The organism is Pseudomonas argentinensis, from assembly GCF_001839655.2.
Classification (GTDB): Bacteria; Pseudomonadota; Gammaproteobacteria; order Pseudomonadales; family Pseudomonadaceae; genus Aquipseudomonas; species Aquipseudomonas argentinensis_B.
The window spans coordinates 609,000-635,255 of sequence record NZ_CP056087.1 but is presented as its reverse complement, the minus strand read 5'-3'; the positions used below and the strand labels follow the sequence as shown (position 1 = coordinate 635,255).

The 26,256-nt window shown below is 66.0% G+C and carries 23 protein-coding genes; 18 read left to right on the top strand and 5 right to left on the bottom strand.

The window, feature by feature from the left end; all coding sequences use genetic code 11:
- Positions 1–19 precede the first annotated feature (19 nt).
- A complete protein-coding gene (locus tag SA190iCDA_RS02930; RefSeq protein ID WP_070884910.1) occupies positions 20–1,633 on the bottom strand; it encodes a L,D-transpeptidase family protein in 1,614 nt (537 codons plus the stop codon).
- A 170-nt stretch (positions 1,634–1,803) separates the two neighbouring features.
- Between SA190iCDA_RS02930 and SA190iCDA_RS02925 the strand changes: the two genes are divergently transcribed.
- From SA190iCDA_RS02925 to SA190iCDA_RS02855, 15 genes are all read left to right on the top strand, one after another.
- A complete protein-coding gene (locus SA190iCDA_RS02925; protein WP_070884909.1) occupies positions 1,804–2,517 on the top strand; it encodes a murein L,D-transpeptidase catalytic domain family protein in 714 nt (237 codons plus the stop codon).
- Positions 2,518–2,693: 176 nt separating this feature from the next.
- Positions 2,694–3,767 carry a proline racemase family protein gene (locus SA190iCDA_RS02920; protein WP_083329737.1) on the top strand — a complete coding sequence of 358 codons (1,074 nt, stop codon included), beginning with the start codon at positions 2,694–2,696 and terminating at the stop codon, positions 3,765–3,767.
- Positions 3,764–4,879, top strand: a complete 1,116-nt coding sequence (locus tag SA190iCDA_RS02915; protein WP_070884908.1) for an NAD(P)/FAD-dependent oxidoreductase — start codon at positions 3,764–3,766, stop codon at positions 4,877–4,879. The genes SA190iCDA_RS02920 and SA190iCDA_RS02915 overlap by 4 nt, the downstream gene beginning before the upstream one ends.
- Positions 4,872–5,108 (top strand): (2Fe-2S)-binding protein, encoded by a 237-nt coding sequence (locus SA190iCDA_RS02910; RefSeq protein ID WP_070884907.1) that lies wholly within the window; start codon positions 4,872–4,874, stop codon positions 5,106–5,108. The genes SA190iCDA_RS02915 and SA190iCDA_RS02910 overlap by 8 nt, the downstream gene beginning before the upstream one ends.
- Entirely contained in the window at positions 5,105–6,364 is a 1,260-nt protein-coding gene (locus SA190iCDA_RS02905; protein ID WP_070884906.1) for an FAD-dependent oxidoreductase, read from the top strand. Before SA190iCDA_RS02910 ends, SA190iCDA_RS02905 begins: the two co-directional genes overlap by 4 nt.
- A 615-nt stretch (positions 6,365–6,979) precedes the next feature.
- Positions 6,980–7,729 (top strand): AraC family transcriptional regulator, encoded by a 750-nt coding sequence (locus SA190iCDA_RS02900; protein ID WP_070884905.1) that lies wholly within the window; start codon positions 6,980–6,982, stop codon positions 7,727–7,729.
- Between the two features lie 221 nt (positions 7,730–7,950).
- Positions 7,951–8,769, top strand: coding sequence for a transporter substrate-binding domain-containing protein (locus tag SA190iCDA_RS02895; RefSeq protein ID WP_070884904.1), 819 nt, complete (start codon positions 7,951–7,953; stop codon positions 8,767–8,769).
- Positions 8,770–8,907: 138 nt separating this feature from the next.
- Positions 8,908–10,716: an aconitase X gene (locus tag SA190iCDA_RS02890; protein ID WP_070884903.1), complete on the top strand. Its 1,809-nt coding sequence runs from the start codon at positions 8,908–8,910 to the stop codon at positions 10,714–10,716.
- Complete coding sequence (locus SA190iCDA_RS02885; RefSeq protein WP_070884902.1) at positions 10,709–11,374, top strand: amino acid ABC transporter permease; 666 nt, start codon at positions 10,709–10,711, stop codon at positions 11,372–11,374. Before SA190iCDA_RS02890 ends, SA190iCDA_RS02885 begins: the two co-directional genes overlap by 8 nt.
- A 10-nt stretch (positions 11,375–11,384) precedes the next feature.
- On the top strand, positions 11,385–12,035 hold the full coding sequence (locus SA190iCDA_RS02880; protein WP_070884901.1) for an amino acid ABC transporter permease: 651 nt from the start codon (positions 11,385–11,387) through the stop codon (positions 12,033–12,035).
- On the top strand, positions 12,028–12,750 hold the full coding sequence (locus SA190iCDA_RS02875) for an amino acid ABC transporter ATP-binding protein (RefSeq protein ID WP_070884900.1): 723 nt from the start codon (positions 12,028–12,030) through the stop codon (positions 12,748–12,750). The genes SA190iCDA_RS02880 and SA190iCDA_RS02875 overlap by 8 nt, the downstream gene beginning before the upstream one ends.
- A gap of 12 nt (positions 12,751–12,762) precedes the next feature.
- Positions 12,763–13,800 carry a trans-3-hydroxy-L-proline dehydratase gene (locus SA190iCDA_RS02870; RefSeq protein ID WP_070884899.1) on the top strand — a complete coding sequence of 346 codons (1,038 nt, stop codon included), beginning with the start codon at positions 12,763–12,765 and terminating at the stop codon, positions 13,798–13,800.
- Positions 13,801–14,164: 364 nt separating this feature from the next.
- Positions 14,165–15,112 (top strand): dihydrodipicolinate synthase family protein, encoded by a 948-nt coding sequence (locus SA190iCDA_RS02865; protein WP_070884898.1) that lies wholly within the window; start codon positions 14,165–14,167, stop codon positions 15,110–15,112.
- A 311-nt stretch (positions 15,113–15,423) separates the two neighbouring features.
- Positions 15,424–17,004, top strand: coding sequence for an aldehyde dehydrogenase (NADP(+)) (locus SA190iCDA_RS02860; RefSeq protein WP_070884897.1), 1,581 nt, complete (start codon positions 15,424–15,426; stop codon positions 17,002–17,004).
- Positions 17,005–17,518: 514 nt separating this feature from the next.
- Positions 17,519–18,835: an MFS transporter gene (locus tag SA190iCDA_RS02855; RefSeq protein WP_070884896.1), complete on the top strand. Its 1,317-nt coding sequence runs from the start codon at positions 17,519–17,521 to the stop codon at positions 18,833–18,835.
- Positions 18,836–18,857: 22 nt separating this feature from the next.
- Here the strand turns inward: SA190iCDA_RS02855 and SA190iCDA_RS02850 are convergent, their stop codons facing one another.
- The 3 genes from SA190iCDA_RS02850 to SA190iCDA_RS02840 form a co-directional block, all read right to left on the bottom strand.
- Positions 18,858–20,174, bottom strand: coding sequence for a leucine-rich repeat-containing protein kinase family protein (locus SA190iCDA_RS02850; RefSeq protein WP_070884895.1), 1,317 nt, complete (start codon positions 20,172–20,174; stop codon positions 18,858–18,860).
- Between the two features lie 66 nt (positions 20,175–20,240).
- Positions 20,241–20,912, bottom strand: coding sequence for a VWA domain-containing protein (locus tag SA190iCDA_RS02845; RefSeq protein WP_070884894.1), 672 nt, complete (start codon positions 20,910–20,912; stop codon positions 20,241–20,243).
- 2 nt (positions 20,913–20,914) lie between these two features.
- Positions 20,915–21,922, bottom strand: coding sequence for an ATP-binding protein (locus SA190iCDA_RS02840; RefSeq protein ID WP_070884893.1), 1,008 nt, complete (start codon positions 21,920–21,922; stop codon positions 20,915–20,917).
- Between the two features lie 112 nt (positions 21,923–22,034).
- Between SA190iCDA_RS02840 and SA190iCDA_RS02835 the strand changes: the two genes are divergently transcribed.
- From SA190iCDA_RS02835 to SA190iCDA_RS02830, 3 genes are all read left to right on the top strand, one after another.
- On the top strand, positions 22,035–22,613 hold the full coding sequence (locus SA190iCDA_RS02835; RefSeq protein ID WP_070884892.1) for a TIGR00730 family Rossman fold protein: 579 nt from the start codon (positions 22,035–22,037) through the stop codon (positions 22,611–22,613).
- 273 nt (positions 22,614–22,886) lie between these two features.
- Positions 22,887–23,018 carry a hypothetical protein gene (locus SA190iCDA_RS23130; protein ID WP_268963868.1) on the top strand — a complete coding sequence of 44 codons (132 nt, stop codon included), beginning with the start codon at positions 22,887–22,889 and terminating at the stop codon, positions 23,016–23,018.
- Between the two features lie 279 nt (positions 23,019–23,297).
- Positions 23,298–24,386, top strand: coding sequence for a 3-deoxy-7-phosphoheptulonate synthase (locus tag SA190iCDA_RS02830; RefSeq protein ID WP_070884891.1), 1,089 nt, complete (start codon positions 23,298–23,300; stop codon positions 24,384–24,386).
- Between the two features lie 91 nt (positions 24,387–24,477).
- On the opposite strand, the gene SA190iCDA_RS02825 is transcribed toward SA190iCDA_RS02830, so the two are convergent.
- Positions 24,478–26,088, bottom strand: coding sequence for an ATP-binding cassette domain-containing protein (locus tag SA190iCDA_RS02825; protein WP_070884890.1), 1,611 nt, complete (start codon positions 26,086–26,088; stop codon positions 24,478–24,480).
- Positions 26,089–26,256 lie beyond the last annotated feature (168 nt).

Sequence of the window (26,256 nt, the reverse complement as noted above, 5' to 3'; positions counted from 1 at the left end):
AAACGCAGCTGCTCCGACTTTAAATCTGGTTCGACGCCTCCAGCGCCTTGAGCAGGCGGGCGTCATGGCCGTAGATGTCCGGGCGAAACTGCACCTGCCCGTCGGCCCCGACCTGAGCCGTCCAGTAGGCCATCAGGATCGGTACCGGCTGCGGCAGGTCGGCGCGCAGGGTGCGGCCGCTGTCCCACTGCCTGGTGATCCGCGCCCGCTCGCTGGGCGAGGCCCCGGCGAGCAGCTGATCGACCAGTTCGGTAACCCGCTCGATGCGCACGCAGCCCGAACTGAACAGTCGTGGCAGGTTGTCGAACAGGCGCTGGCTCGGCGTGTCGTGCAGGTAAACCGAGAACGGATTGGGGAAGCGGATCGCCACCTTGCCCAGCGGGCTGTGGGCCCCCGCCGACTGGCGCACCATCACCCGGCCGGGGCGCTCCCAGTCGACGCCGCGCGGGTCTACCGGGTTGCCGTCGTAGTCGATCACCTGCATATGGTTGGCGGCCAGGTAGCCGGCGGCGTCACGGCGCAGCTCGGGCAGCTTGTCCTCCTTCAGGATGGTCGGCGGAATGGTCCAGGTCGGGTTGAGCGTCAGGTGGGTGATGCGCGAGCGCAGCAGCGGCGTCGGCCGCGCCGGGCGACCCACCTGGGTGCGCGCCTGCCAGGCGACGGCGTGGTCACGCAGGAACATCACCTCGGCGCCCGCCACGTCGATCAGCACGCTGGTCGGCTCGATCTCGTGGGACAGCCAGCGCAGGCGCTCCAGGTTGATGCGGATCTGGTCCATGCGCTCGCTGGCCGAACGGTTCAGCTCGGCCAGCGTACCGGGGCCGACCACGCCGTCGGGCTTGAGCAGGTGGTTGCGCTGGAAGGCCTTGACCGCCTCGACCAGCGCCGTGGAATACACCGAGGTTTGCTCGGCGACCAGGGTCGGCGCACCCTGGGACAGATCACCATGCAGCTGCAGGCGTTGCTCCAGCAGGGGCACCCGGCCATCCACGGCGCCGGGCTTGAGCAGCGTGCCACCGGGAATCGCCAGCCACTGCGGCAGCTCCTGGCGGCGTAGTTCGGCGTAGCGCTGGCGCAATTGCTGATAGGGGCCGAAATCCGGCCGCGCCTGGGCGAAGGCCTGCGCCGGATCACTCAACCCAGCCTGGGCGACGGCCAGCAGCGGCGCCTGGCTCTGCTGTACGGCCATGCTCTCGGGCTCCCAGAGCGGCTCGACCTCCGCCTGCTCCAGGCGCCCGTAGGCCAGGTCCCGCAGTGCCTGCAGATAGGCCGTGGAGGCGAGCACCTCGACACAGGCCTCAAGGCGTGGCGACGGGTCGCCGACCGCCGCCAGTTCGCGCAGTGGCTCCAGATGATAGGCACGGGGCTCCAGGCCATCGTCGGCCAATGCCTCCAACTGGGCGAACAACACGGGCAGATTTTTCTTGTTCCACACCGGCTGGGCGCCGCGCAGCAGGTAGAAGGGTTCGAGCCACTCGCGATCCTTGGCGGACAGCTGGAGCACGGGCGTTACACAGCTCAGCGCAGGCTCGGCGAGCTGCTCCTGAAGCGGGCTGGGCGGCGGCGCATCGGCCAGCGCCAGGGGGGCCGTCAAGGCCAGGGCCCAGGCAGCGGTTACAGAGGGAGAAAACAAGGCGCCGCTCCAATTACGACAGAGTGAATGACAGCCCGTCGGAATGGCCCGCGGGACGAGGGAACTCGGCTGCTAGAATCGCGGGCTTTGTTGTGCCCGCATCGCCTGGCGAAAGCGCACCCCATCGATGGCCGAAGCTTCCATCGAGGGCTGAAGCTCTGAGACTTGAAATGATGACCACGATTCAGCGAATTTGCTTAGCCTTTCTTTGCCTGGCGTTGCCCGTTCCATCGGTGATCGCCGCCACCCTGGCGCCGGATCCCCTGCTGGAGGGGCTGTCGGCCCAAGCCCCGGCGCTCGACCGCAAGGTCCTCAACCACGCCCTCGATGCGATGCGCTGCGCCATCAACAATGGTGCCGTGCCTGCCCAGCGCCTGGCCGTGATCGACTTCTCCAAACCCTCCAGCGAACGCCGCCTGTGGATCTTCGACCTGACCAGCAAGCGCGTGCTGCTGCACGACCTGGTCGCCCACGGCCAACAGTCCGGCGACAACTTCGCCACGCGCTTCTCCAACCGTGAAGGCAGCCATCAGTCCAGCATCGGCCTGTTCCGCACCAGCGAAAGCTACACCGGCAAACATGGCTACTCGTTGCGTATGGACGGCCTGGAGCCCGGCTTCAACGACCTGGCGCGCCAGCGCGCCATCGTCATCCACCCCGCCGACTACGTGAACCCCGCCTGGATCAAGACCCAGGGCCGCATCGGCCGCAGCCAGGGTTGCCCCGCGGTCCGCCCGGAAGTGGCGCGCATGGTGGTAGACAGCCTCAAGGGTGGCCAATTCATGTTTTCCTACTACCCGGACAAGCGCTGGTTGAAAGCCTCGGCGTTCATCAACTGCAAGCCGGCTCTGGTCGCCGGCATCCTCAGCGCCAAGGAAGGCTGAATTTAGCGGCAAGCCTCAAGCTGCAAGCCACAAGAGAAAACAGGCTCAACTCTAGCTTGTAGCTTGTAGCTGATCCTATGCCGATTTCGTCATCGCACCCGCGCAAATCCTTCAAGCCGTCTGGCCCGCCCCGCGTCACCCTGTGGCCATTCAATCGGCATACAGGCGCAGCGCCCATGAAACGCATCGAAGTGATCGACTCCCATACCGGCGGCGAGCCGACGCGGCTGGTGATCGCCGGCTTTCCTGATCTGGGCACCGGCAGCATGGCCGAGCGCAAACAGCTGCTGGCCAGCGAGCATGATCACTGGCGCGCCGCGGCGGTGCTCGAACCGCGCGGCAGCGACGTGCTGGTCGGCGCCCTGCTCTGCGAGCCGGTGGACCCGACCGCCTGTGCCGGGGTGATCTTCTTCAACAACACCGGCTACCTCGGCATGTGCGGCCACGGCACCATCGGCCTGGTGGTGTCGCTGGCCCATATGGGCCGCATCGGCCCCGGTGTGCACAAGATCGAAACGCCGGTGGGTACCGTGGAGGCGACCCTGCATGGGGATCGCTCGGTCAGCGTGCGCAACGTGCCGTCCTACCGCTATCGCCAGGGTGTCGAGCTGCAGGTGCCGGGCTACGGCCTGGTGCAGGGCGATATCGCCTGGGGCGGCAACTGGTTCTTTCTGATCGCCGAGCATGGCCAGCGCATCGCCGGCGACAACGTCGAAGCGCTGAGCGCTTATACCTATGCGGTGCAGAAGGCGCTGGAAGACCAGGGCATTCGGGGTGAGGACGGCGGCCTGATCGACCATATCGAGCTGTTTGCCGAACATGAACAGCCGGGAGGCTCGCAGCCAAGCGTCGCGAGCGCAGAGGAGGCAGGGCGGGAGCTGACGAAAAAGCGCAGTTTACTGGCTGTAAATGAGCATTTTTCGCCAGTTCCCAACGCAGCATCATCGAGCGCAGCAGCTTCGCTGCGAGCCGACAGCCGGAACTTCGTGCTCTGCCCCGGCAAGGCTTACGACCGCTCTCCGTGTGGCACCGGCACCAGTGCCAAGCTGGCCTGCCTGGCCGCCGATGGCAAGCTGCAGCCCGGCGAAACCTGGCGCCAGGCCAGCGTGATCGGCAGCCTGTTCGAAGGGTCGTACCAGTGGCTGGGCGACAAGGTGATTCCGACCATTCGCGGCCGTGCCCATATCAGCGCCGAGGCCACGCTGTTACTCGACTCGGACGACCCCTTCGCCTGGGGCATTCGCCCGTGACGCCGACGCGGGTCGCCGATGTGATCGTTATCGGCGCCGGCATCATCGGGGCCGCCTGCGCCCGCGAACTGGCCCGCCGTGGTCAGCAGGTGCTGGTCATCGACGCCGGCCTGCACGGCGCCACCGCCGCCGGTATGGGCCATCTGCTGGTGCTCGACGACAACCAGGCCGAACTGGATATCAGCCGCTATTCGCTGCGCCGTTGGCGCGAGCTGGGCCCGCAATTGCCCGACGACTGCGCGTATCGCCAAAACGGCACGCTGTGGCTGGCCGCCAACGAAGAAGAACTGGCCGCAGCGGAGGCCAAGAGCCTCAACCTGCGCGCCGAGGGAATACGCTGCGAGATGGTGCCCGGCCACGCGCTGCAGGCGATGGAGCCGATTCTGCGCGATGGCCTGCACGGCGCCCTGCGCCTGCCGGACGACGGCATTCTCTACGCACCGAATACCGCACGCTGGCTGCTCGACGAGCCGCGCATACGCCAGCGCCGCGCACGGGTCGTCGAGCTGGCCGGCAACCGCCTGCGCCTGGAAGACGGTAGCTGGCTAGGCGCCGATGCCGTGGTGCTCGCCAACGGCATCCAGGCCGTGGAGCTATGCCCGGCGCTGCCCATCGCGCCGAAGAAAGGCCACCTGCTGATCACCGACCGCTACCCGCACCCGGTCACCCACACCATTACCGAGCTGAGCTACCTGACCAGTGTGCACAACAGCAGTGGCGCCTCGGTGGCCTGCAATATCCAGCCACGGCCGACCGGCCAGCTGTTCATCGGCACCTCGCGGCAATTCGATACCCTCGAACCTGAGGTCGACGGCTGGCTGCTGGCGCGCATGCTCAAGCACGCCGCGAGCTATGCGCCGGGCCTGGCGCAACTCAATGGCATCCGCGCCTGGGCGGGCTTTCGCGCCGCCACACCAGACGGCATGCCGCTGATTGGCGAGCACCCGGCGCAGCCTGGCCTGTGGCTGGCGGTCGGCCATGAAGGGCTGGGTGTTACCGCTGCGCCGGGTACTGCCGATCTGCTCGCCGCATTGCTGTTCAACGAGGCCGAGCCGATACCCGCGGCTGCCTATTCACCGCAGCGTTACCTCGGAGCGCCCGCCCATGCCTGACCTGCATCTCGACGGCCGCCCCCTCAGGGTGGCGCCCGGCACCACGGTGGCCGCCGCCCTGGCACTGGGCGGCGATGGCAGTGCGCGCACCGCAGTGAGCGGCGGGCGCAGGGCGCCACTGTGCGGCATGGGCGTGTGCCAGGAATGCCGGGTCACCATCGACGGCCTGCGCCGACTGGCCTGCCAGACCCTGTGCCGCGACGGCATGCAGGTGCAGACCCGGCCATGAACCAGAGCACCGATGTGCTGATCGTCGGCGCGGGTCCGGCCGGCCTGTCCGCCGCCCTGGCCGCGGCCAGGGATGGCGCCCGGGTGGTGCTGATCGACGACAACCCATTGCCCGGCGGGCAGATCTGGCGTGATGGCGCAGGGGCCAGGGTATCCACCCAGGCGTACCGGCTGCGCGACGCTGTGGATAACCACGCCACCATCGAGCGCCACGCCACCACACGCGTGGTAGCCAGGGTCGGCAGCAGTGCCTTGCTGGTCGAGAATGCCGAGCGCGGCTGGGTGATCGGCTACCAGCGGTTGATCCTGTGCACCGGTGCGCGGGAGTTGTTACTGCCCTTTCCCGGCTGGACGCTGCCCGGTGTTACCGGCGCCGGAGGCTTGCAGGCGCTGATCAAGGGCGGGCTGCCGATGGCGGGCGAGCGCACCGTGATCGCCGGCAGCGGCCCGCTGCTGCTGGCTACCGCGAGCACCGCGAAACAGGCTGGCGCCCGCGTGCTGCGCATCGCCGAACAGGCGTCCGCAGCTGCCATCACCGCCTTCGCCCTGCAACTGCCGCGCTGGCCGCACAAATGGCTGCAGTCCTTCGGTCTGTTCGATCGCGGGTATCGGCCCGGCACGCGCGTCATCGCCGCGCTGGGCACGGATCGCCTGGAAGGCGTGCGCCTGCGGCGCGGCAGACAGGTCGAGGAGCTGGCGTGCGAGCGGCTGGCCTGCGGCTTCGGCCTGATCGCCAACACAGAGCTGGGGCGGGCCCTCGGCTGCGCACTGGGTAACAACGCCATTGCCGTGGATACCTGGCAAGCGACCAGCGTCACGGGTATCTATGCAGCCGGTGAATGCACCGGCTTCGGTGGCAGCGAGCTGGCGCTGGTGGAAGGGCGCATCGCCGGGCATGTCGCGGCTGGCAACCGCGAGGCTGCGCAGCGGCTGTGGCCGACACGCGCCCGCTGGCAGCGCTTCGCCGACGCGTTGCACCGCTACTTCGCCCTCGATCCGGCAATCAAGCGCCTGGCCGAAGCGGACACCCTGCTCTGTCGTTGCGAAGACGTGCCCTACGGCGCCGTGGCCACGCGTGACAGCTGGCGCGAGGCGAAACTGGCGACCCGCTGCGGTATGGGCGCCTGCCAGGGCCGGGTGTGCGGTGCCGCTGCCCATCATCTGTTCGGTTGGCAGCCAGCGCCGCCCCGGCCGCCCTACAGCCCAGCACGCATCGACACCCTCATCAGGCTGGAGGAGGCGTCCCAGAGCCGCTGAGATGGGAATCAATCCTGTTCTTTCTTCGCCCCATGGCTGCACACATCAAACGGTAACAAAACGGGTAGCGCGGTAACGCTTTTGTGCTCAGAAGCGCATCCGGAAAAACGCTGAAAATCTTAACTTATTGATAAATATAGATATTCTGAAATTGGCACAGGTTATGCTCTATGTCTCGCACAACAAAAATAACAAGACACATCTGATAACAAGAACAAGACAACGGCTCTAGCATAAGAAAGACAAAAACGCAGAGACGCAGCTAACTGATTTCTTTGGAGAGGACCGCCCTCGGGCTTGTACCGCAACCGGGTCGAGAACAATAAAACTGCTTTGCAAGGCAGCGACAGACGGGTTGGATCTCAGGATCACGGCAACATCAGCGTCCAAACAAATCCGTTCGCTCTTGGCCTCCTTTGGAGGCCTCGGCTCAAACAAGAACAACAGGCCGGTAGCACTAATAAGAACGATGATTCGAACAAGATTTGGGGGAGCTTAGGCTCCCCCTTCTGCTTTCTGGCGTTTGCGCCCACGGCTCCTGATCTCCAGTCGTTAGACCCACTAGGCCTCGGCGTGCGGTAGTCTGCGTACTCTCCCACTCCCCATCTGACCCCCATGCACAGCCTGCTGCCCCACTCGCCCCATAACGACTTGCCCACCGTGGTCGACACCTTGCGGCAGATCGAACCGCTGCTCGATGCGATGCCCGAGGCAGTGTTCTTCGTCAAGGACACCGCGACCCGCTATGCGCTGGTCAATCAGACCCTGGTGCAGCGCCTGGGCGTCAGGAACAAGCAGAGCCTGCTGGGCATGACGGCCGAACAGGTGTTTCCGGCTAGCTTCGGCCCTTCCTACACGGCGCAGGATCGGCGGGTGCTCGAAGACGGCAGCCAGCTCGACGACCAGCTGGAATTGCACCTCTATTACGGCAACCAGCCGGTATGGTGCCTGACCCACAAGCTGGCGCTGCGCAACCCGGCAGGCGAGATCATCGGCCTGGCGGGTATTTCCCGCGATGTGCAGTTGCCGCAGTCCGCCCATCCGGCGTACCCGAAGCTGGCGGCGGTGGATGCCCATATCCGCGAGCACTTCGCCCGGCCGATCAGCCTGGCCGAGCTCACCGAGCTGGCCGGGCTGTCAGTGGCGCAGCTGGAACGCCACTGCAAGCGCATCTTTCAGCTCACCCCGCGGCAGATGATTCATAAGGCGCGCCTCGGCGAAGCCAGCCGCCTGCTGCTGCAGGATCTGCCGATCACCGAGATCGCCCTGCGCTGCGGCTACACCGACCACAGCGCCTTCAGCCGCCAGTTCCGTGCACTTACCGGGCTGACGCCTAGCCAATTCCGTCAATCGCACGCCGGCTGATACCGCCGGGTGTTCCGAACCAGTGCGGCAGCGGGCAGCTGTCGCTCCCATTTGTAACACCCCGTCTGCGCTCATGACTGCCCGTTTGCCCCTCATTTCCTATCGATCCGCCACTGCGCGCGGCCTGCAGCATCGCGCCGCAGAACAGGCACAGCGGTTGCATATAAAATATCGTATACGAAATCTCCTATAACGATTGTCTGCACCGTTTCGAGGCTCCTATGAAAAACCCCGCTTTTGCCGTAGCCCTCAGCGCAGTACTCAGCACCACCCTGATCGGCACCGCTCACGCCGACAAACTCGACTCGATCATCGAGTCCGGCAAGCTCCGCTGCGCGGTAACCCTGGACTTCCCACCCATGGGCTCGCGCGACGACAAGAACCAGCCCGTCGGCTTCGACGTCGACTACTGCAACGACCTGGCGAAAGTGCTTGGCGTAGAGGCCGAAGTGGTGGAAACGCCATTCCCGGATCGTATCCCGGCGCTGGTTTCCGGCCGCGCCGACGTGATCGTCGCCTCCACCTCCGACACCCTGGAGCGCGCCAAGACCGTAGGCATGACCGTGCCTTATTTCGCCTTCCAGATGGTGGTACTGACCCGCGAAGACACCGGTATCAGCAGCTACGAAGACCTCAAGGGCAAAGCCGTGGGTAACACCAGCGGTACCTACGAGGCCATTGCACTGGAGAAGGACGTGAAAGCCTGGGGCGGCGGTAGCTTCCGTGCCTATCAGTCGCAGAACGACACCATTCTCGCCGTCGCTCAGGGCCACATTGCCGCCACCGTGGTCACCAACACCGTGGCAGCCGCCACCCTCAAGTCCGGCAAGTACAAGGGCCTGAAAGTGGTCGGTGATGCGCCTTACGTCGTCGACTACGTGTCCCTGGCCGCCAAGCGCGACGAGTACGGCCTGATCAACTACCTCAATCTGTTCGTCAATCAGCAGGTCCGCAGTGGCCGTTACGACGAGCTGTGGAAGAAGTGGGTCGGCGACGAAATCAAACCGGCCAACCTGACCGTGCCGGGCGTGTACTACTGATTAGCAACCATCTGTAACCCGTGGAAGGGCATGCGGCAGCACGCCCAGCCCGCCCTAGGTTTGCGTACCTGCACACCCACGATTTCACGCTCGCGCGCCCCATGGCGCCGGGCTTCCTATCAACGCCTGGAGCCATCGATGCCAACAGTTGCTGACCACGCCTCGGCCGACTCGCCAGCCTGCACCCTCCAGGGTCGCAGCCTGATCGTCGGGCGTGCCGAGGGTGAGCTGCTGTTCGCCGAGATGGGCCTGAGCTTCTGGGGCGGCGTCGATCCGTTCACGGGCGAGGTGATCGACCGCCATCATCCGCTCAGTGGCCAGAAGCTGACGGGCCGCGTGCTGGCCATTCCCAGCGGTCGCGGTTCCTGCACCGGCAGCAGCGTGATGATGGAGCTGCTCAGCGGCGAGCACGCGCCCTGCGCCCTGGTGCTCGCCGAGGCCGACGAGATCCTCACCCTCGGCGTGCTGGTGGCCGAGCTGCTGTTCCAGCGTTCCATCGCCGTACTGTGCATTGGCCATGAAGCCTTCACTCGCTTGCGTGGCAAGGCTTACGCCCGCCTCGACGGTGAGCGGCTGCAGCTTTATCCACAGCGGCCTGCCGATGCCAAGCCGACTGGCATTACCTCACTACACCAGCCGCCATTCGCCAGCGCCCTGCAACTGGGCGAAAGCGACCGTGCATTGCTCGATGGCCGCCACGGCAAGGCTGCCCAGGTGGCCATGCAGCTGGTGCTGCGCATGGCCGATCTGCAGGGCGCCAGCGAATTGCTGGATGTCACCCAGGCGCATATCGACGGCTGCATCTATACCGGTCCGGCCAGCCTGCGCTTCGCCGAGCAACTGGTGGCCTGGGGAGCCAGGGTGCGCGTGCCGACCACCCTCAACTCGATTTCCGTGGACCAACGCCGCTGGCGCGCCCTGGGCATCGACGCCACATTCGGCGAGCCGGCCAGTGCACTCGGCGATGCCTACATGGCCATGGGTGCGCAGCTCAGTTTCACCTGCGCGCCCTACCTGCTGGACAGCGCGCCAGCCGAGGGCGAGCAGATCGTCTGGGCCGAATCCAATGCGGTGGTGTACGCCAACAGCGTGCTTGGCGCGCGCACCCTGAAGTATCCGGATTATCTGGATATCTGCATCGCCCTCACCGGCCGTGCGCCAAAAGTCGGTTGCCACCTCGACGAGCAGCGCATGGCCAGCCTGCAGATCGAGTTGCCCGAACTTGCCGAGCTGGACGATGCCTTCTACCCGCTGCTCGGTTACCACGTCGGCCTGCTTTGCGGCAGCCATATTCCGCTGGTACTCGGCCTGGAAAGGACCCAGCCGAGCCTGGACGATCTCAGGGCCTTTGGCGCTGCCTTCGCCACCAGCTCGGCAGCACCGCTGTTCCATATCGCCGGTGTTACCCCGGAAGCCCTGGATCCGGAACAAGTTATCCACAGTAGTCAGCGGGCGCCTACCGAGCGGGTCGCCCTCGCCGATCTGCGCCGTAGCTGGGACGAACTCAATAGCGCCAATGACACCGAGGTGGGGCTGATCGCCCTCGGCAATCCGCATTTCTCGCTCAGCGAATTCGCCCGCCTCGCCGAACTGTGCGCAGGCCGCAGCAAGCACGCTGGGGTAAGCCTGGTGATCACCTGTGGTCGGGCGATTCACGAGCAGGCCCGCGTGGCCGGTTACCTCACCGTGCTGGAAGCCTTCGGCGCAACCCTGGTGACCGACACCTGCTGGTGCATGCTCGGCGAGCCCGTGGTGCCCACGGGCTGCCGCACCCTGATGACCAACTCGGGCAAATACGCCCATTACGCGCCAGGGCTGGTCGGCCGTTCGGTGCACTTCGCCAGCCTGGCCGAGTGCGTCGATGCCGCCTGTTCGGGCCAAGCCAGTGGCCGTCTGCCGTGCTGGCTGCAACCGGCTTCCCCTGTGGAGAACCCCGCGCATGTTTGATTACACCTTCCATTGGCGCCAGGCATTCAAGGCGCTGCCCGACATGCTCGCCGGCGCCTGGATAACCTTCGAGACAGCCGCCCTGTCGATGATCTTCGGGGTGCTCATCGCCCTCGCCCTGACGGTGATGCGTGAGCTGAAGCACCCCGTGGCCCGAGGCTTTGCCAACACCTGGGTATCCATCGCGCGCAACACGCCGTCGCTGTTCCAGATCTATATCCTCTACTTCGGCCTGGGCTCGATGGGCTGGCACGTCAGCTCCTGGGTCGCGCTGCTGGCCGGCATCACCTTCAACAACGCTGGCTACCTGGCGGAAAACTTCCGCGGTGGTCTCAAGGCCGTGCCCGGCACCCAGGTGCGTGCCGCCCGCTCGCTGGGCATGAGCGCCTTCCAGGCCTACCGGATGATCGTCGTGCCGCAGCTGCTGCGCATCGTCTTCTACCCGCTGACCAACCAGATGGTCTGGGCCGTGCTGATGACCTCACTGGGAGTGATCGTCGGCCTCAACAACGACCTCACCGGCGTCACCCAGGACTACAACGTCAAGACCTTCCGCACCTTCGAGTTCTTCGCCATCGCGGCGGTGCTGTATTACCTGATCGCCAAGGCGATCGTGGCGGTTGCCCGGCTGCTGGCCTGGCGCCTGTTCCGTTACTGAGGAAGCACACATGTTCGATACCAGCTTCACCTGGAACGATTTCCTCTACCTGCTCGACGGTGCCTGGGTCACCTTGCAACTGACCTTCTGGGCCATCCTGCTGGGCTCTTTCGCCGGCCTGCTGTTCGGCCTGCTGCGCGCCCTGCTGCCGCGCGCCACTTTGCCGCTGGCCTGGGTGCTCGACGTGTTTCGCAGCGTGCCACTGCTCATCCAGTTCGTGCTGTTCAACTCGTTCAAGAGCATCGCCGGCATCGACATCAGCGCCTTCGCGGTAGGCTGCATCGTGCTGGGTATCTACGCCGCCGCCTACTTCACCGAGATCGTGCGCAGCGGCGTGCTGTCGGTGCCCTTCACCCTGCGCCGCGCCAGCCGCTCGCTGGGCCTGAGCTACCTGCAGGACCTGCGCTACATCGTGCTGCCAATGGCTACCCGGGTGGCCTTCCCCGGCTGGCTGAACCTGGTGCTCGGGGTGATGAAGGACACCGCGCTGGTGATGTGGATCGGCATCGTCGAGCTGCTGCGCGCCTCGCAAACCATCGTCACGCGCATTCAAGAGCCGCTGCTGGTGCTGTGCATCGCCGGCCTCATCTACTACGTCATGAGCCTGGTGGTCGCCCAACTGGGTGCCCGGCTGGAAAGAAGGTGGCAGGAAAATGATTGAGATCGACAACGTACACAAATCCTTCGGCAGCCTGGATGTGATCAAGGGCGTCAGCCTGACCGTCAACAAGGGCGAAGTGGTGTCGATCATCGGCGGCTCCGGCTCTGGCAAGTCGACCCTGCTGATGTGCATCAACGGCCTGGAGTCGATCAAGAGCGGCAGCATCCGCGTCGACGGCACCGAGGTGCATGCGCCGGGCACCGATATCAACAAGCTGCGCCAGAAGATCGGCATCGTGTTCCAGCAGTGGAACGCCTTCCCGCACCTGACCGTGCTGGAGAACGTCATGCTGGCGCCGCGCAAGGTGCTCGGCCTGAGCAAGCAGGAAGCCGAGGCCATCGCCGTGCAGCAGCTCACCCACGTGGGCCTGGCCGACAAGCTCAAGGTGTTCCCCGGCAAGCTCTCCGGCGGCCAGCAGCAGCGCATGGCGATTGCCCGCGCCCTGGCCATGAGCCCCGATTACATGCTGTTCGACGAGGCCACCAGCGCCCTCGACCCGCAACTGGTCGGCGAGGTGCTCGACACCATGCGCATGCTTGCCGAAGACGGCATGACCATGGTGCTGGTGACCCACGAAATCCGCTTCGCCCGTGACGTGTCCGACCGTGTGGCGTTCTTCCGCCACGGCCTGGTGCACGAGATCGGCGCGCCCGAGCAGGTGCTCGGCAACCCGCAGAAGCCGGAAACCGCCGACTTCCTCAAATCGGTTCATTAAGAGGGCTGCACCGTGCGCTCCAACAAGGTCATTCATGTGGTCAGCTGCCATGCCGAAGGCGAGGTCGGCGACGTCATCGTCGGCGGCGTCGCGCCACCGCCTGGCGATACCCTGTGGCAGCAGTCGCGCTGGATCGAACAGGACGACTTTCTACGCAACTTCGTGCTCAACGAACCGCGCGGTGGCGTGTTCCGTCACGTCAACCTGCTGGTGCCGGCAAAGAACCCCAAGGCGCAGATGGGCTGGATCATCATGGAGCCGGCCGATGTACCGCCGATGTCCGGTTCCAATTCGCTGTGCGTGGCCACCGTGCTGCTCGACAGTGGCATCCTGCCGATGACCGAACCGCAGACCTTCCTGACTCTGGAGGCGCCCGGCGGCCTGGTGGAAGTGGTCGCCGACTGCCGCGACGGCAAGGCCAAGCGCGTCGAGGTGAAGAACGTACCGTCGTTTGCCGACAAGCTCGACGCCTGGATCGAGGTCGAAGGCCTGGGTTCGCTGCAGGTCGATACCGCTTACGGCGGCGACAGCTTCGTGATCGCTGACGCACGCCACCTGGGTTTCGCCATTCAGGCCGATGAAGCGGCCGATCTCGTTGCCATAGGCCTGCGCATCACCAAGGCCGCCAATGAGCAGCTCGGTTTTCAGCATCCGCTGAACCCGGACTGGAGCCATATCTCCTTCTGCCAGATCGCCGCGCCAGTGGTGCACGAGAACGGCATCGCCACCGGCGCCAACGCGGTGGTCATCCGCCCCGGCAAGATCGACCGCTCGCCCTGCGGCACTGGTTGCTCGGCGCGCATGGCGGTCATGCACGCCAAAGGTCAGCTGGCGGTGGGCGAACGCTTTATCGGCCGCTCGATCATCGGCTCCGAATTCCACTGCCGCATCGACTCACTCACCGACGTGGCCGGTCGTCCGGCGATCTACCCCTGCCTATCCGGCCGGGCGTGGATCACCGGTACTCACCAGCACCTGCTCGACCCGAGCGACCCCTGGCCAACGGGCTATCGCCTGTCGGATACCTGGCCGGTGGAGCTGAAGCTGTAAGGACCCGTTCATAAGAGCCTGTTCATGATTTTTCAGCCCAGGCTCGTCGATTTTGGCAGCGCAGTGGCGAAAGCGGCCTTTCGTAGGGTGGACGACGCTTCATCCGTCCACCGCTCTGCGAGCGCAATGGTGGACAAAAAGAGCGTTGTCCACCCTACGCTGGGAGCGGGCGCTTCTGCCTTGTAGCTGCCGCTTCAGGTAAACAAAGATCGTGAACAGGCTCCAAGACGGATTGAAACTTGAAACTGCCGGTTCGCCGGCGCAATGAACCGGGCGTTACGCCCAACAACGGAAAACAGACGGCCCACCACGGCCTCTCACTTTCGTATACGAAATAATATTAATGCGCCCAGGAGGCACACCCATGAGCAGCAATATTTTCACCGGCACCATCCCCGCCCTGATGACCCCCTGCACCGCCGAGCGCAAACCGGACTTCGACGCCCTGGTGCGCAAGGGCAAAGAGCTGATCCAGGCCGGCATGAGCGCGGTGGTCTACTGCGGCTCCATGGGCGACTGGCCGTTGCTCACCGAGGCCCAACGCCAGGAAGGCGTGGCCCGCCTGGTCGCTGCCGGGATTCCGACCATCGTCGGCACCGGTGCGGTGAACAGCCGTGAAGCGGTTTCCCACGCCGCCCATGCTGCCAAGGTCGGCGCCGGTGGCCTGATGGTCATCCCGCGCGTATTGTCCCGTGGCGCTTCCCCAGCCGCTCAGGAAGCCCACTTCGCGGCCATCCTCGAAGCGGCGCCAGCGCTTCCGGCGGTGATCTACAACAGCCCGTACTACGGCTTCGCGACCCGCGCCGAGCTGTTCTTCAAGCTGCGCCGCAAGTACCCCAACCTGATCGGCTTCAAGGAATTCGGTGGCGCCGCCGACATGCGCTACGCCGCCGAGCACATCACCTCACAGGATGATCAGGTGATCCTCATGGCCGGGGTCGACACCCAGGTGGTGCATGGCTTCGTCAATTGCGGCGCCACTGGTGCCATTACCGGTATCGGTAACGCCCTGCCACGCGAAGTGCTGCGACTGGTCGAGCTGAGCAAGCAGGCCGCCAAGGGCGACGCCGTTTCCCGCCGCCGCGCCCTGGAGCTTTCCGAAGCGCTGAACGTGCTGTCGTCCTTCGACGAGGGCTGCGACCTGGTTCTCTATTACAAGTATCTGATGGTGCTGGGCGGCGATCAGGAATACGCCCTGCACTTCAACCAAACCGATGCCCTCAGCGACGCCCAGCGTAACTACACCGAGACGCAATACACGCTGTTCCGCCAGTGGTACGCCAACTGGTCGGCCGCAAACAGCGCCGCCTGATCCCTGTACCTTGGCCGGCTGCCTGCAACGCATCCGGCCAAGCTGACTCGTAGTGAATGACAGCCTGCCTGCGTGGGCTGATTGCCTTGCCTGAGCACAGCTGCCGAGATGTTTACCCAGGAACTCATCGGTGCTGATCCAGCCTCGCGCTGCGCGTTTGACACCTCGCCGCCCCACGCCCTGCCGAGCGGGATATCGAGGCCGGAGCGCTGAGCACCCGGCAAGAAAAATGGCAGACTTGCGCAACTGATCAGACATCGTACAATCAAAGTCTTTTCCGTACGTGTAAACGTCCTCAACAGGAGCTAACAATGCCCGCTACCATCGGCCACAACATCATCGGCGGCGCGTTCAGCGCAGCCGGCTCCGTCATTCACAAGAGCCATGACGCTACCACTGGCGAAGCCCTGCCCTTCGATTTCATCCAGGCCACGCCTGAGGAAGTCGACGCCGCCGCCAAAGCAGCCGCTGCTGCCTACCCGACTTACCGCAGCCTGCCCGCCGCCAAGCGCGCCGAGTTCCTCGACGCCATCGCCGATGAGCTGGACGCCCTGGGCGACGAATTCGTCGCCACCGTAACCCGCGAAACCGCCCTGCCGACCGCCCGTATCCAGGGCGAGCGCGGCCGTACCAGCGGCCAGATGCGCCTGTTCGCCAAGGTGTTGCGCCGCGGTGACTTCTACGGCGCGCGTATCGACCGCGCCCTGCCGGATCGCCAGCCGCTGCCGCGCCCGGACCTGCGCCAGTACCGCATCGGCCTGGGCCCGGTCGCCGTGTTCGGCGCCAGCAACTTTCCGCTGGCCTTCTCCACCGCCGGTGGCGATACCGCCGCCGCCCTGGCCGCCGGTTGCCCGGTGGTGTTCAAGGCCCACAGCGGCCACATGACCACCGCCGCCCACGTGGGTGAAGCCATCCTGCGCGCCGCCGAGAAAACCGGCATGCCGAAAGGCGTGTTCAACATGATCTACGGCTCGGGCGTTGGCGAGGCGCTGGTCAAGCACCCGGCAATCCAGGCGGTCGGCTTCACCGGCTCGCTGAAAGGCGGTCGCGCCCTGTGCGACATGGCCGCGGCCCGCCCGCAGCCGATCCCGGTGTTCGCCGAGATGAGCAGCATCAACCCGGTCATCCTGCTGCCCGAAGCCGCCAAGGCCCGTGGCGAGAAGATCGCCGGCGAGCTGGCCGGTTCCGTGGTCATGGGCTGTGGTCAGTTCTGCACCAACCCGGGTTTGGTGATCGGCATCCGTTCGCCGGAGTTCAGCGCCTTCCTGGAAAGCTTCACCGCCAAGATGGCCGAACAGCAGCCGCAGACCATGCTCAACGCCGGCACCCTGAAGAGCTACGTGAAAGGCCTGGAAGCGCTGAATGCCCACTCCGGCATCACTCACCTGACCGGTGCCAAGCAGGAAGGCAACCAGGCTCGACCGCAACTGTTCAAGGCCGACGTCAGCCTGCTGCTGGGCGGCGACGAACTGCTGCAGGAAGAAGTCTTCGGCCCGACCACCATCGTCGTCGAAGTGGCCGACAAGGCCGAGCTGCTGAAAGCCATCGATGGCCTGCACGGCCAGCTGACCGCCACGCTGCTTACCGAGCCGGGCGATCTGGCCGGTAGCGAAGAGCTGTTCGCGCTGCTCGAGCAGAAGGTTGGCCGCGTGCTGTTCAACGGTTACCCGACCGGCGTGGAAGTCTGTGATTCCATGGTCCACGGCGGCCCGTACCCGGCGACCTCCGACGCTCGCGGTACTTCGGTCGGCACCCTGGCCATCGATCGCTTCCTGCGCCCGGTGTGCTACCAGAACTGCCCGGATGCCCTGCTGCCGGACGCGTTGAAGAACGCCAACCCGCTGCAGATCGCCCGCCTGGTGGATGGCGCCAGCAGCCGCGACGCCCTGTAAGCACCCGCTGCGCTGCAACGAGAAAGCCGACCTCTGGGTCGGCTTTTTTGTGGGCGCGATTCGCGGGCATGGCCCGCTCCTACACCCGATGTACCAGCGCCGTGGGGCGTACTCGCGAAGCAGTACGCCGTGTCGTTGTGCCAGGATCGGCATGCTCTGGTGGACTGTTCGCTTCGCTACGAGCGGCCGGCGTCCCGGTCCGCCCTAGGAGCTGCGCTGGATCGGGCTAGGGTGCTCAGGGCCGCCCTATGTGGGAGCGCGCCATGCGCGCGAAATCACGGGCATGGCCCGTTCCCACGGGTGGCTAACGCGACGCTTATCCACCATTGTTCACACGCCGAGACCGATGATTCGCCAATAGCAAGGCGCTCAAGGGTTCGCTGTCGCTCACGAATACCCTCAGGTCGTACTCACAGCCCGCCGCATTCAGCGCACGAAGTAAGTTATCCACAGATGGACGCCAAGGCCCGAGCCAGGCGCGTCCGCACGTTGGAGTAATCGCGCGGAGGCCGCCATGGGCGTCACGACTTATCCACAATCGGCTGTGCCGGTCGATCTGCGCACCTTGCGCAAGGTGATCGCCGCCTCGGCCATCGGCAACTTCGTCGAATGGTTCGACTTCGCGGTCTACGGCTTTCTTGCCGTGACCATCGCCTCGCTGTTCTTCCCACCGGGCAACCCGACCCTGGCGCTGCTGCAGACCTTCGCGGTATTCGCCGTGTCGTTCGCACTGCGCCCGCTGGGCGGCATCGTGTTCGGCATTCTCGGCGACCGTATCGGCCGCAAGCGCGTGCTGTCGATCACCGTGCTGCTGATGGCCGGCGCCACCACCCTGATCGGCCTGCTGCCCACCTACGCCAGCATCGGCCTGGTCGCGCCGCTGCTGCTGGCCCTGGCGCGCTGCCTGCAAGGCTTCTCCGCCGGTGGCGAATACGCCGGCGCCTGCGCCTTCGTCATGGAACATGCGCCCACCGAGCAGAAGGCCCGCTACGGCAGCTTCGTGCCGGTGTCCACCTTCGCCGCCTTCGCCTGCGCGGCCGCGCTGGTGTTCGGCATGGGCATCTGGCTGGACGAAGCGCAGATGCAGGCCTGGGGCTGGCGCGTGCCGTTCCTGATCGCCGCACCCCTGGGCCTGGTCGGCCTGTACATGCGCCTGCGTCTGGACGAGTCGCCAGCCTTCCAGGCCCTGGCGGCGCAACCACATCCCGAGCATTCGCCGTTGCGCGAAACCCTGCGCGAGCACGGCGGTACCGTGCTGTGCCTGTCGGCGTTCATCTCCGCCACGGCGCTGTCGTTCTACATGTTCACCACCTACCTGACCACCTACATGCAGGTGGTCGGCGGTGCCGCACGGCCGACCGCCCTGCTCGCCAGCCTGATGGCGCTGTTCTTCGCCGCCCTGCTGTGCCCATTCGTGGGCCGCTACTCGGATCGCGTCGGCCGCCGACGCACCATTCTCACCGCCGGCATCGCGCTGATCGTCGCGGTGTACCCAGCCTTCACCCTGGCCGCTTCCGGCACCCTGCTGGCCTCGGCCGTTGGCGCCATGCTATTGGCCGTTGGTGCGGTGATCTGCGGTGTGGTGACCGCCGTGCTGCTCTCCGAGCAATTTCCCACCCGGGTGCGCTACACAGCCTCGGCCTTCACCTACAATCTGGCCTACACGGTGTTCGGCGGCACCGCGCCGCTGGTGGCTACCTGGCTGATCGAGGCGACCGGCAACCGCATGTCCCCGGCCTTCTACCTGATCGCCATTGCCCTGCAGGCCCTGGCCGGCGGCCTGGCGCTGCCGGAGTCGTCGAAGCGTTCGCTGGATGAGCCGATGACCTGACCGTCGGACTTGGCTCCGCCGCTTAGGCGTGGCCCTCGCGCAGCGCTGCCAGGGCGCCGTCGAGCCCGATGAAATCCGGGCGCTCGCTCACCTGGGGTTGCTGGCAACGCCGCACCAGCTCGGCCAACTGCGCGGCATGCTCGGCCGGCACCTCGCAGCGCTGCATCAGCTCCTCGAGCAGAATGCCGAACGCCCGCACCTCGATACGTTGCAGCAACCCATGCTGCGACGGCGCAGCAGCAGGTAGAGAGGACGCAGCGCCGAAGTCGCCAAGCAGCGCATTGCCGGCCTCGTCGATCAGGATGTTGTGGCCGTACAGGTCGCCATGGGTCACGCCGCGGGCGTGCAGGTGGCGCAGGGCCGAGGCGATCCCGCTGGCTACGCGCAGGGCCTGGGCGAACGGCAGGCGCCAGTCGCGCGGATAGACATCGCGGCTGCAGCTTTCCAGGCTCGGCGGCCCGGCCAGGATGCTGAAGCGCGGCTCGACCAGGCTCAACAGCAAGCCCGGTTCGCCCTGCGGGTGCTCAATGAGGCGAGCAATGGCGCCGATCAGATTCGCATGCTGCCCCACGGTCAGGCACGCGGCCATTTCGCTCTGCGGCGTGCCGTCGCTGGTCATCTGCCCCTTGAACAGCTTAAGAGCCACGGCCTCGTTGCTGCCATCGGCCCGCTGCCAATCCGCGCGGTGAATGATCCCGGATGCGCCCTGGCCCAGCACCTCGCCCAACTGCAGATCGGCCCAGCGCACATCGGGCGCTCGCGACTCGGGTGCGCCAGCCTCGGCGAAGGGATTGCCCGCATAGGCCAGCCACGCCAGGCTGGGCAGCTGCAGCAGGAAATCCGGCAAGGCAGGCAACCGGTTGGCCGCGATGCGCAGCAGCTCCAGCTTGTGCAGCTTTGCCAGGCTCGCTGGCAGCGCCCGCAGGCGATTGCCGGCCAGCATCAGCTTCTGCAGCTCACGGCAGTCGCCGAGCGCCTCGGGCAGGGTTTCCAGGCAGTTGTCGGTCAGGATCAGCCAGCGCAGGCGCGGCGGCAGCGCCCCCGCAGGCAGCTCACGAATACGGTTGGACTTGAAGCCGACCATACGCAGCGACGGGCAGCGGCCCACCGACTCCGGCACATGCTCGAAGTGGTTGTTCGAGCAGAACAGCACCTGCAGGCGATGCAGCCGGTGCAGGTCCTTGGGCAGATCGCTCAGCCGGTTGCCGCTCAGGTTGAGCACTTCCAGGCTGTCGGCCAGGGCGAAGATTTCCTCGGGAAACTGTTCCAGCGACGCGGACAGATCCAGGCGGCTGATGCCCTTGAGCTGGCCGGAACGCAATTGGTCGAGGGTATGCATCGAGGAGAGGACCTGTTGCTGAGTGAGCGCGCCAGTCTACGCCAACGCCTTGCCGGCCAGGGACGCTCAGAGCTGCGATAGCTGGGGCAGCGCCTCGATATGGCAATAGTCCGCCCCCAGCTCACCCGCCAGTTGCACCGCGCGCCCCAGACGGATCGGCGCGCATTCGATATCCACCAGGGTGGCCGGGCACGGGCTGGCGGGTAGCGCCGGCCATTCGCGCAGGCGCCCGTCGGTAATCACCAGCAGGCGTTGCGCCTCGCCGGGTTTGAGGCGTTGCCGACGCTGCAGCCAGTCGCGGGCCTGCTGCAGCGCGGGGATTAACGGGCTGCCGCCGCCAGCGCCGAGTTCGCTCAACCACTGCTGCAGGGCAGCAGAGGCTTTCTGGCCCTGCCAGTGCCACTGCGGCTGGGCGCCATGGGCGTCGATCATGGCGATGCGCGCGCGCGCCCGATAGGCGCGCTCGAACATTTCGGCGAGCAGGCCCTTGGCCTTGCTCAGCGCGCCATGGCGTCGGGTCGAGGCCGAGGCGTCGACGACGATCAGCCATAGCTGGGTGGGTGCCTTGCCGCGCGGCCGGCGTTGCAGATCAGTACGGCGAGTGGGCTTGCCTTGCAGCAAGGTGGCGAGCCAGTCGATGGCGCCGCTGTCGCCGCGCCGCTTGGCACCGCTGCGCCCGCCTGAATGTTTGCCTGGTGTGGGTCTGGCATCCGTCCCCGCCTTGGCGCGCGGGGGAATGCCTAGGGCTTTTTTGACCAGCGCGGCGGCTCACGTCGCTCACCGGTGACTTGCGCCTGCGCTGGCAGCTCGCCCCACTGGCCTTCGCCTGCACCGGGTTGCTCACTCGGCGCCCGGGGCGGCGGGCTGGCCGGCGGTTGCGCCTGCTGCTGGGGCGGCGTGTGGCGACGGCGATGACGCAGCACGAAGTCGGCCACGGCCTCGATATCCTCCTCAATGATGGCGTCGGCGCCGCGCCAGGCCGCATGGGCACGGGCGGCACGCAGCCAGACCAGATCGGCACGCAGCCCATCGACGCCGGCCGCAAAGCAGCGCCCGGTGATCGCCTCCAGCGCCCTGTCATCGAGCGGAATACTCGCCACGCGCCCGCGCGCCCGTTCACAACGCTCGGCCAGCGCCTGCTGTTGCTCGGCCCACTTGGCGATAAAGGCCTTCGGGTCGGCATCGAAGGCCAGGCGACGGCGGACGATCTCGGCCCGCGCCCCCGGCTGCGGCTGGCCATCCAGCGCCAGGTTGAGACCGAAGCGGTCGAGCAGCTGCGGGCGCAGCTCGCCCTCTTCGGCGTTCATGGTGCCGATCAGAATGAAGCGCGCCGCGTGGCGATGGGAGATCCCATCGCGCTCGACGTGGTTGATGCCGCTGGCCGCGGCATCGAGCAGCAGGTCGACCAGGTGATCGGGCAGCAGATTGACCTCATCGACGTACAGCACGCCGCCATCGGCCTTGCTCAGCAAACCGGGCGAGAACTGCGCACGGCTCTCGCCCAGTGCGGCGTCAAGATCGAGGGTGCCGACGATGCGCTCCTCGCTGGCGCCCAGCGGCAGGGTGACGAACACGCCGCTCTCCAGCAGCGCGGCCAGGCCGCGGGCCAGGGTCGATTTGGCCATGCCCCGCGGGCCTTCGATCAGCACGCCGCCAATCGCCGGATCGACCGCCACCAGGCACAGCGCCAACTTCAGCGAGTCGGCGCCGACCACGGCGGCGAGAGGGAAATGGACGGTGTCGGTCATGGCGCAATCCGGCTGGGCAAAGCCGGCATTGTAGCAGCGGGCGGTCGTGCGCTGCCCCGCTCGTCTGCTAAGGTCGCTGGTTTGCATGCCTAATCACCAGGGAGATTTTTCGATGCGCCTGTGCATTTTCTGTGGCTCCAATGCGGGCACCAATCCCGTCTATCTCGAGGCCGCTACCCGCCTCGGCCAGGCACTCGCCAAGGCGGGCGTCGGCCTGGTGTACGGCGGCGCCTCCGTCGGCCTGATGGGCGCGGTGGCCAACGCAGCGCTGCAAGCCGGCGGCGAAGTGATCGGCGTGATCCCCCGTTCGCTGTGGGAGAAGGAGGTGGCCCACACCGGCCTCGACGACCTGCGCATCGTCGACTCCATGCACCAGCGCAAGGCGCTGATGGCCGAGCTGTCGGACGGCTTTATCGCCCTGCCTGGCGGCGTCGGTACGCTGGAAGAGCTGTTCGAGGTGTGGACCTGGGCGCAGCTCGGCCACCACCAGAAGCCCTGCGCGCTGCTCAATATCAACGGCTATTACGACCGCCTCGCCGGGTTTCTCGATCATATGGTCGGCGAAGCCTTCGTCAAGGCACCGCACCGCCAGATGCTGATCGTCGAGCAGGATATCGAGGCGCTGTTGGCGGCCATCGAAGGCTACGAGGCGCCCCAGGTGGACAAGTGGATCGGCAGGCAGGAAACCTGAGCACCTGGCAGGCCAGAGCCAGGCCTTGGCCGATGCAAGGCAGAAGCGGACATCGAGCTTCAAGCCTCAAGCCTCAAGCTGCAAGAAGAAGCTAGAGCACTGCGGACTGCTTTTAACTTGTAGCTTGGGGCTTGCAGCTTGCGGCCGCTTCCGCCTTTTTGCAGCCGTACATGAAACGGCTGCAAGCGGCACGCAGCAGATCGTGAAGCGATTCCAAGGCTTGCAATCGCTCACACCCTGGATTACTTTCGAGCCCATTCAACGGAGCCGCACATGTCCACATCCCTGATCCTGAACGCCACCCGCCTCGATGCAGCCTGCATCGTGATGGCGCGTGCCCAGGCATCCGTGGTCGCGGCGGCCGCGTATTTTTATGGGTATTGGTTTAGCCACAGGCGCGTCTGATACCCCACAGGCGCCCTAGCAACTCAGGGTCGCCACCAGACAGTTTCTCGAAACCCCCGGTCGGCCTCCCGACCGGGGGTTTTGTTTTTCCGGCACACAGATTTTCCAACGAGGATTTCATCATGACCGCCTATATCAACTGCAGCACCTACCAGACCTATTACCGCTACAGCTGGCGATTTACCGGCGCTCACGCCGCTCAACCACTCAATCGAACATCCCATCGAGCCCGATAGTGCGCCGCGCGCGGTAACGTCCGCGCCGGCCGAGGAAATCACCATGTCCGTAGCCGTCAATTCCCGCTCCACCGCCAAAGCCGCCGACCTGCACCTGGTCGCCCAGCCATCCCGCCGCCACGCTTCGCCCCTGCCAACCGCCGTGCAGTTGCGCGAAGAACTGCCGCTGTCCCCTACCCTTGCGCGTCAGGTGCAGCAACAGCGCCAGTCGATCCGCGCCATTCTCGATGGTCACGACCCGCGCCTGCTGGTGGTGGTCGGCCCCTGCTCCCTGCACGACGATGCCGCGGTACTCGAATACGCCGAGCGCCTGGCTGCGCTGAGCCAGCGGGTGGGTGATCGCCTGCTGCTGGTGATGCGCGCCTACGTCGAGAAGCCGCGCACCACGGTGGGCTGGAAGGGCCTGGTCTACGACCCGGCGCTGGACGGCAGCGGCGACATGGCCGAAGGCCTGCGCCGCTCGCGGAAATTGATGCTGCGCATGCTCGAGCTGGGCGTGCCACTGGCCAGTGAGATTCTGCAGCCCCTGGTGGCCGGTTACTTCGACGACCTGCTCGGCTGGGCGGCGATTGGCGCGCGCACCAGTGAATCCCAGGTGCACCGCGAGCTGGTCAGTGGCCTGGAGATGCCGGTGGGCTTCAAGAACGGCACCGACGGCAGCCTCGGCATCGCCTGCGACGCCATACGCTCGGCGGCCCATGCTCACCAGCACTTCGGCGTCGATGCGCATGGCCGCCCGGCGCTGGTGCAGACCCACGGCAACCCGGACACCCACCTGGTGTTGCGCGGCGGCCACGGCGGGCCGAACCATGACGCCGCCAGCGTCGCCACGGCCCGCGCCGAGCTGGAGCGCCAGGGCATCGCGCCACGCATCATGGTCGACTGCAGCCACGCCAACAGCGGCAAGAACCCGTTGCGCCAGCCCGAGGTGCTGAGCAGCGTGCTCGACCAGCGCCTGGCCGGCGACGGCGCCCTGCGTGCGGTGATGATCGAAAGCCACCTGTTCGACGGTGCCCAGAGCCTCGGCGGCGAGCTTCGCTATGGCGTATCCATCACCGACGGTTGCCTGGGCTGGGCTGGCACCGAACGCATGCTGGTGGACGCCGCCATCCGTATGCGCCACTTGGTCTGACCGCCCGCAGCCTGGCGTTGAGCGTAGCGATACCCAGGGTCAGCATCCCGGGTGTCGCTGTGCTCGACGCAGGCTACAGACGGCTCACGGATCACGCGCTCTGGTACTGCCAACCCTGCGCCGTCCACTGCAAGCGATCGGTGATCGCCAATGCCTCGATAAACGCGGCGTCGTGAGACACCAGGATCAGCGCCCCGCGGTATTCGCGCAACCTGGCTTCGACGGCCAGCAGCGAGTCGAGATCGATATGGTTGTCGGGCTCGTCGAGCAGCAGCAGGGGCGTGGTCGGTTCACCATCGATCACTCCGGCAAGGGCCAGCTTCAGGCGTTCACCACCGCTCAGCCGGGCACAGGGCAACAGCGCCCGAGAGGCATCCAGCCCCAGGTGCACCAGCCGAGTACGGGCAAGCGCTTCGGGCAATCCGGGATTGCATCGGCGCAGATGCTCGAGGGCGCTTTGCGCCGCCGGCAGGCAGGACAGCTGCTGATCCAGATAGGCCAGCGGCACCTCGACACGACACTCGCCGGCAACCGCTGACAACCGCCCCGCAAGCATCGCCAGCAGGTTCGATTTGCCACAACCGTTGGGCCCGGTGACCGCCAGCCGGCGCGGGCCGAACAGGTCGATATCCGGCAGGCTGGCCCCCGAGAACGGCGCCTGCACAGCGCGCAGACTCAACACCCGCTTGCCCTCGGGCAGAGTGGCTGCACCGCCATGCAGGTGGATTTCAGGGTTCTCGTCGACCCGTGCGGCGGCTTCACGCACCGCTTCATCGAATCCGCTACGGGCCTCCTGCAGGCGCTGCTGCAAGCATCCGGCGCTGATCTCGCTACGACTCTTCTGCCGGCCCAGAAGGATCTGCGCCTGATTGCTGTCCCGCGCTGCACGCGCTCCGCTGGCAGCACGCCGCTGCTGACGTTGTTGCTGCGCCTGCAACTCCCGCTCACCCCGTTTGCGCTCGGTACGGGCGTGCTCCAGCGCATGCTGGGCGGCCTGTCGCTCACGCACCAGGCAGTCTCGAAAATCGCTGTAATTGCCCCAATAGGCGCGCAGCCCGCCCGGTGACAGTTCGACGATACGCTGCATGCCATCGAGCAGTTGGCGATCATGGCTGATCACCACCAGGCCACCCGGCCATTGCTGCAAGCGCTGATACAAACGCTGGCGGCTGGCTCTATCCAGGTGATTGCTGGGCTCATCGAGAATCAGCAGGTCGGCACCGCTGAGAAACATGCCAAGCAGCGCCACCCGCGTGCGCTCGCCGCCGCTGAGCATGGCGGCCGGGGTTTGCAGGGAGAGGTGACCAAGACCCTCGTCGTGCAACGCCGCGTGCAGACGCTCGGCGATATCCCACCGGCCTTCGAGCGTCTCGACATCGTCCTCGTCCATGCAGCCTGCAGAGACCCGACCCAGCGCATCGAAAGGCGCAGCAAAACCCATCAGGTCGACCACCCGCGTCCCATCGCGCACCTCGATATCCTGAGGCAGATAGGCGACCTGGGCCTGCCCCGTGATCCGCCCTGCCGTAGGCCGCAAACGCCCGGCGAGCAAACGGCCGAGCACGCTCTTGCCGGCGCCGTTGCGCCCCACCAGGCCGGTATGCCGGGCATCGAAGGTTTCGCTCAGCCCATCGAACAGCGGCTGGCCATTGGCAAAATGAAAGGACAGGCGCTCGAGCGCGATAAAAGACGAGTTCGTCATGAATGACTCCAGGCAATGCCGTGAAAACGCGGGGCACAAGGCCACGGCGGACGATCACAGGTCGTGCGGACACGACGGCATTACTGGCGCATTGGACGAAACTCCAGAGGGAAATGAGTGGTTAGGCTAAATCCAAGGTCAGGTCAGGGCAACCGGCGATTTGTAAAA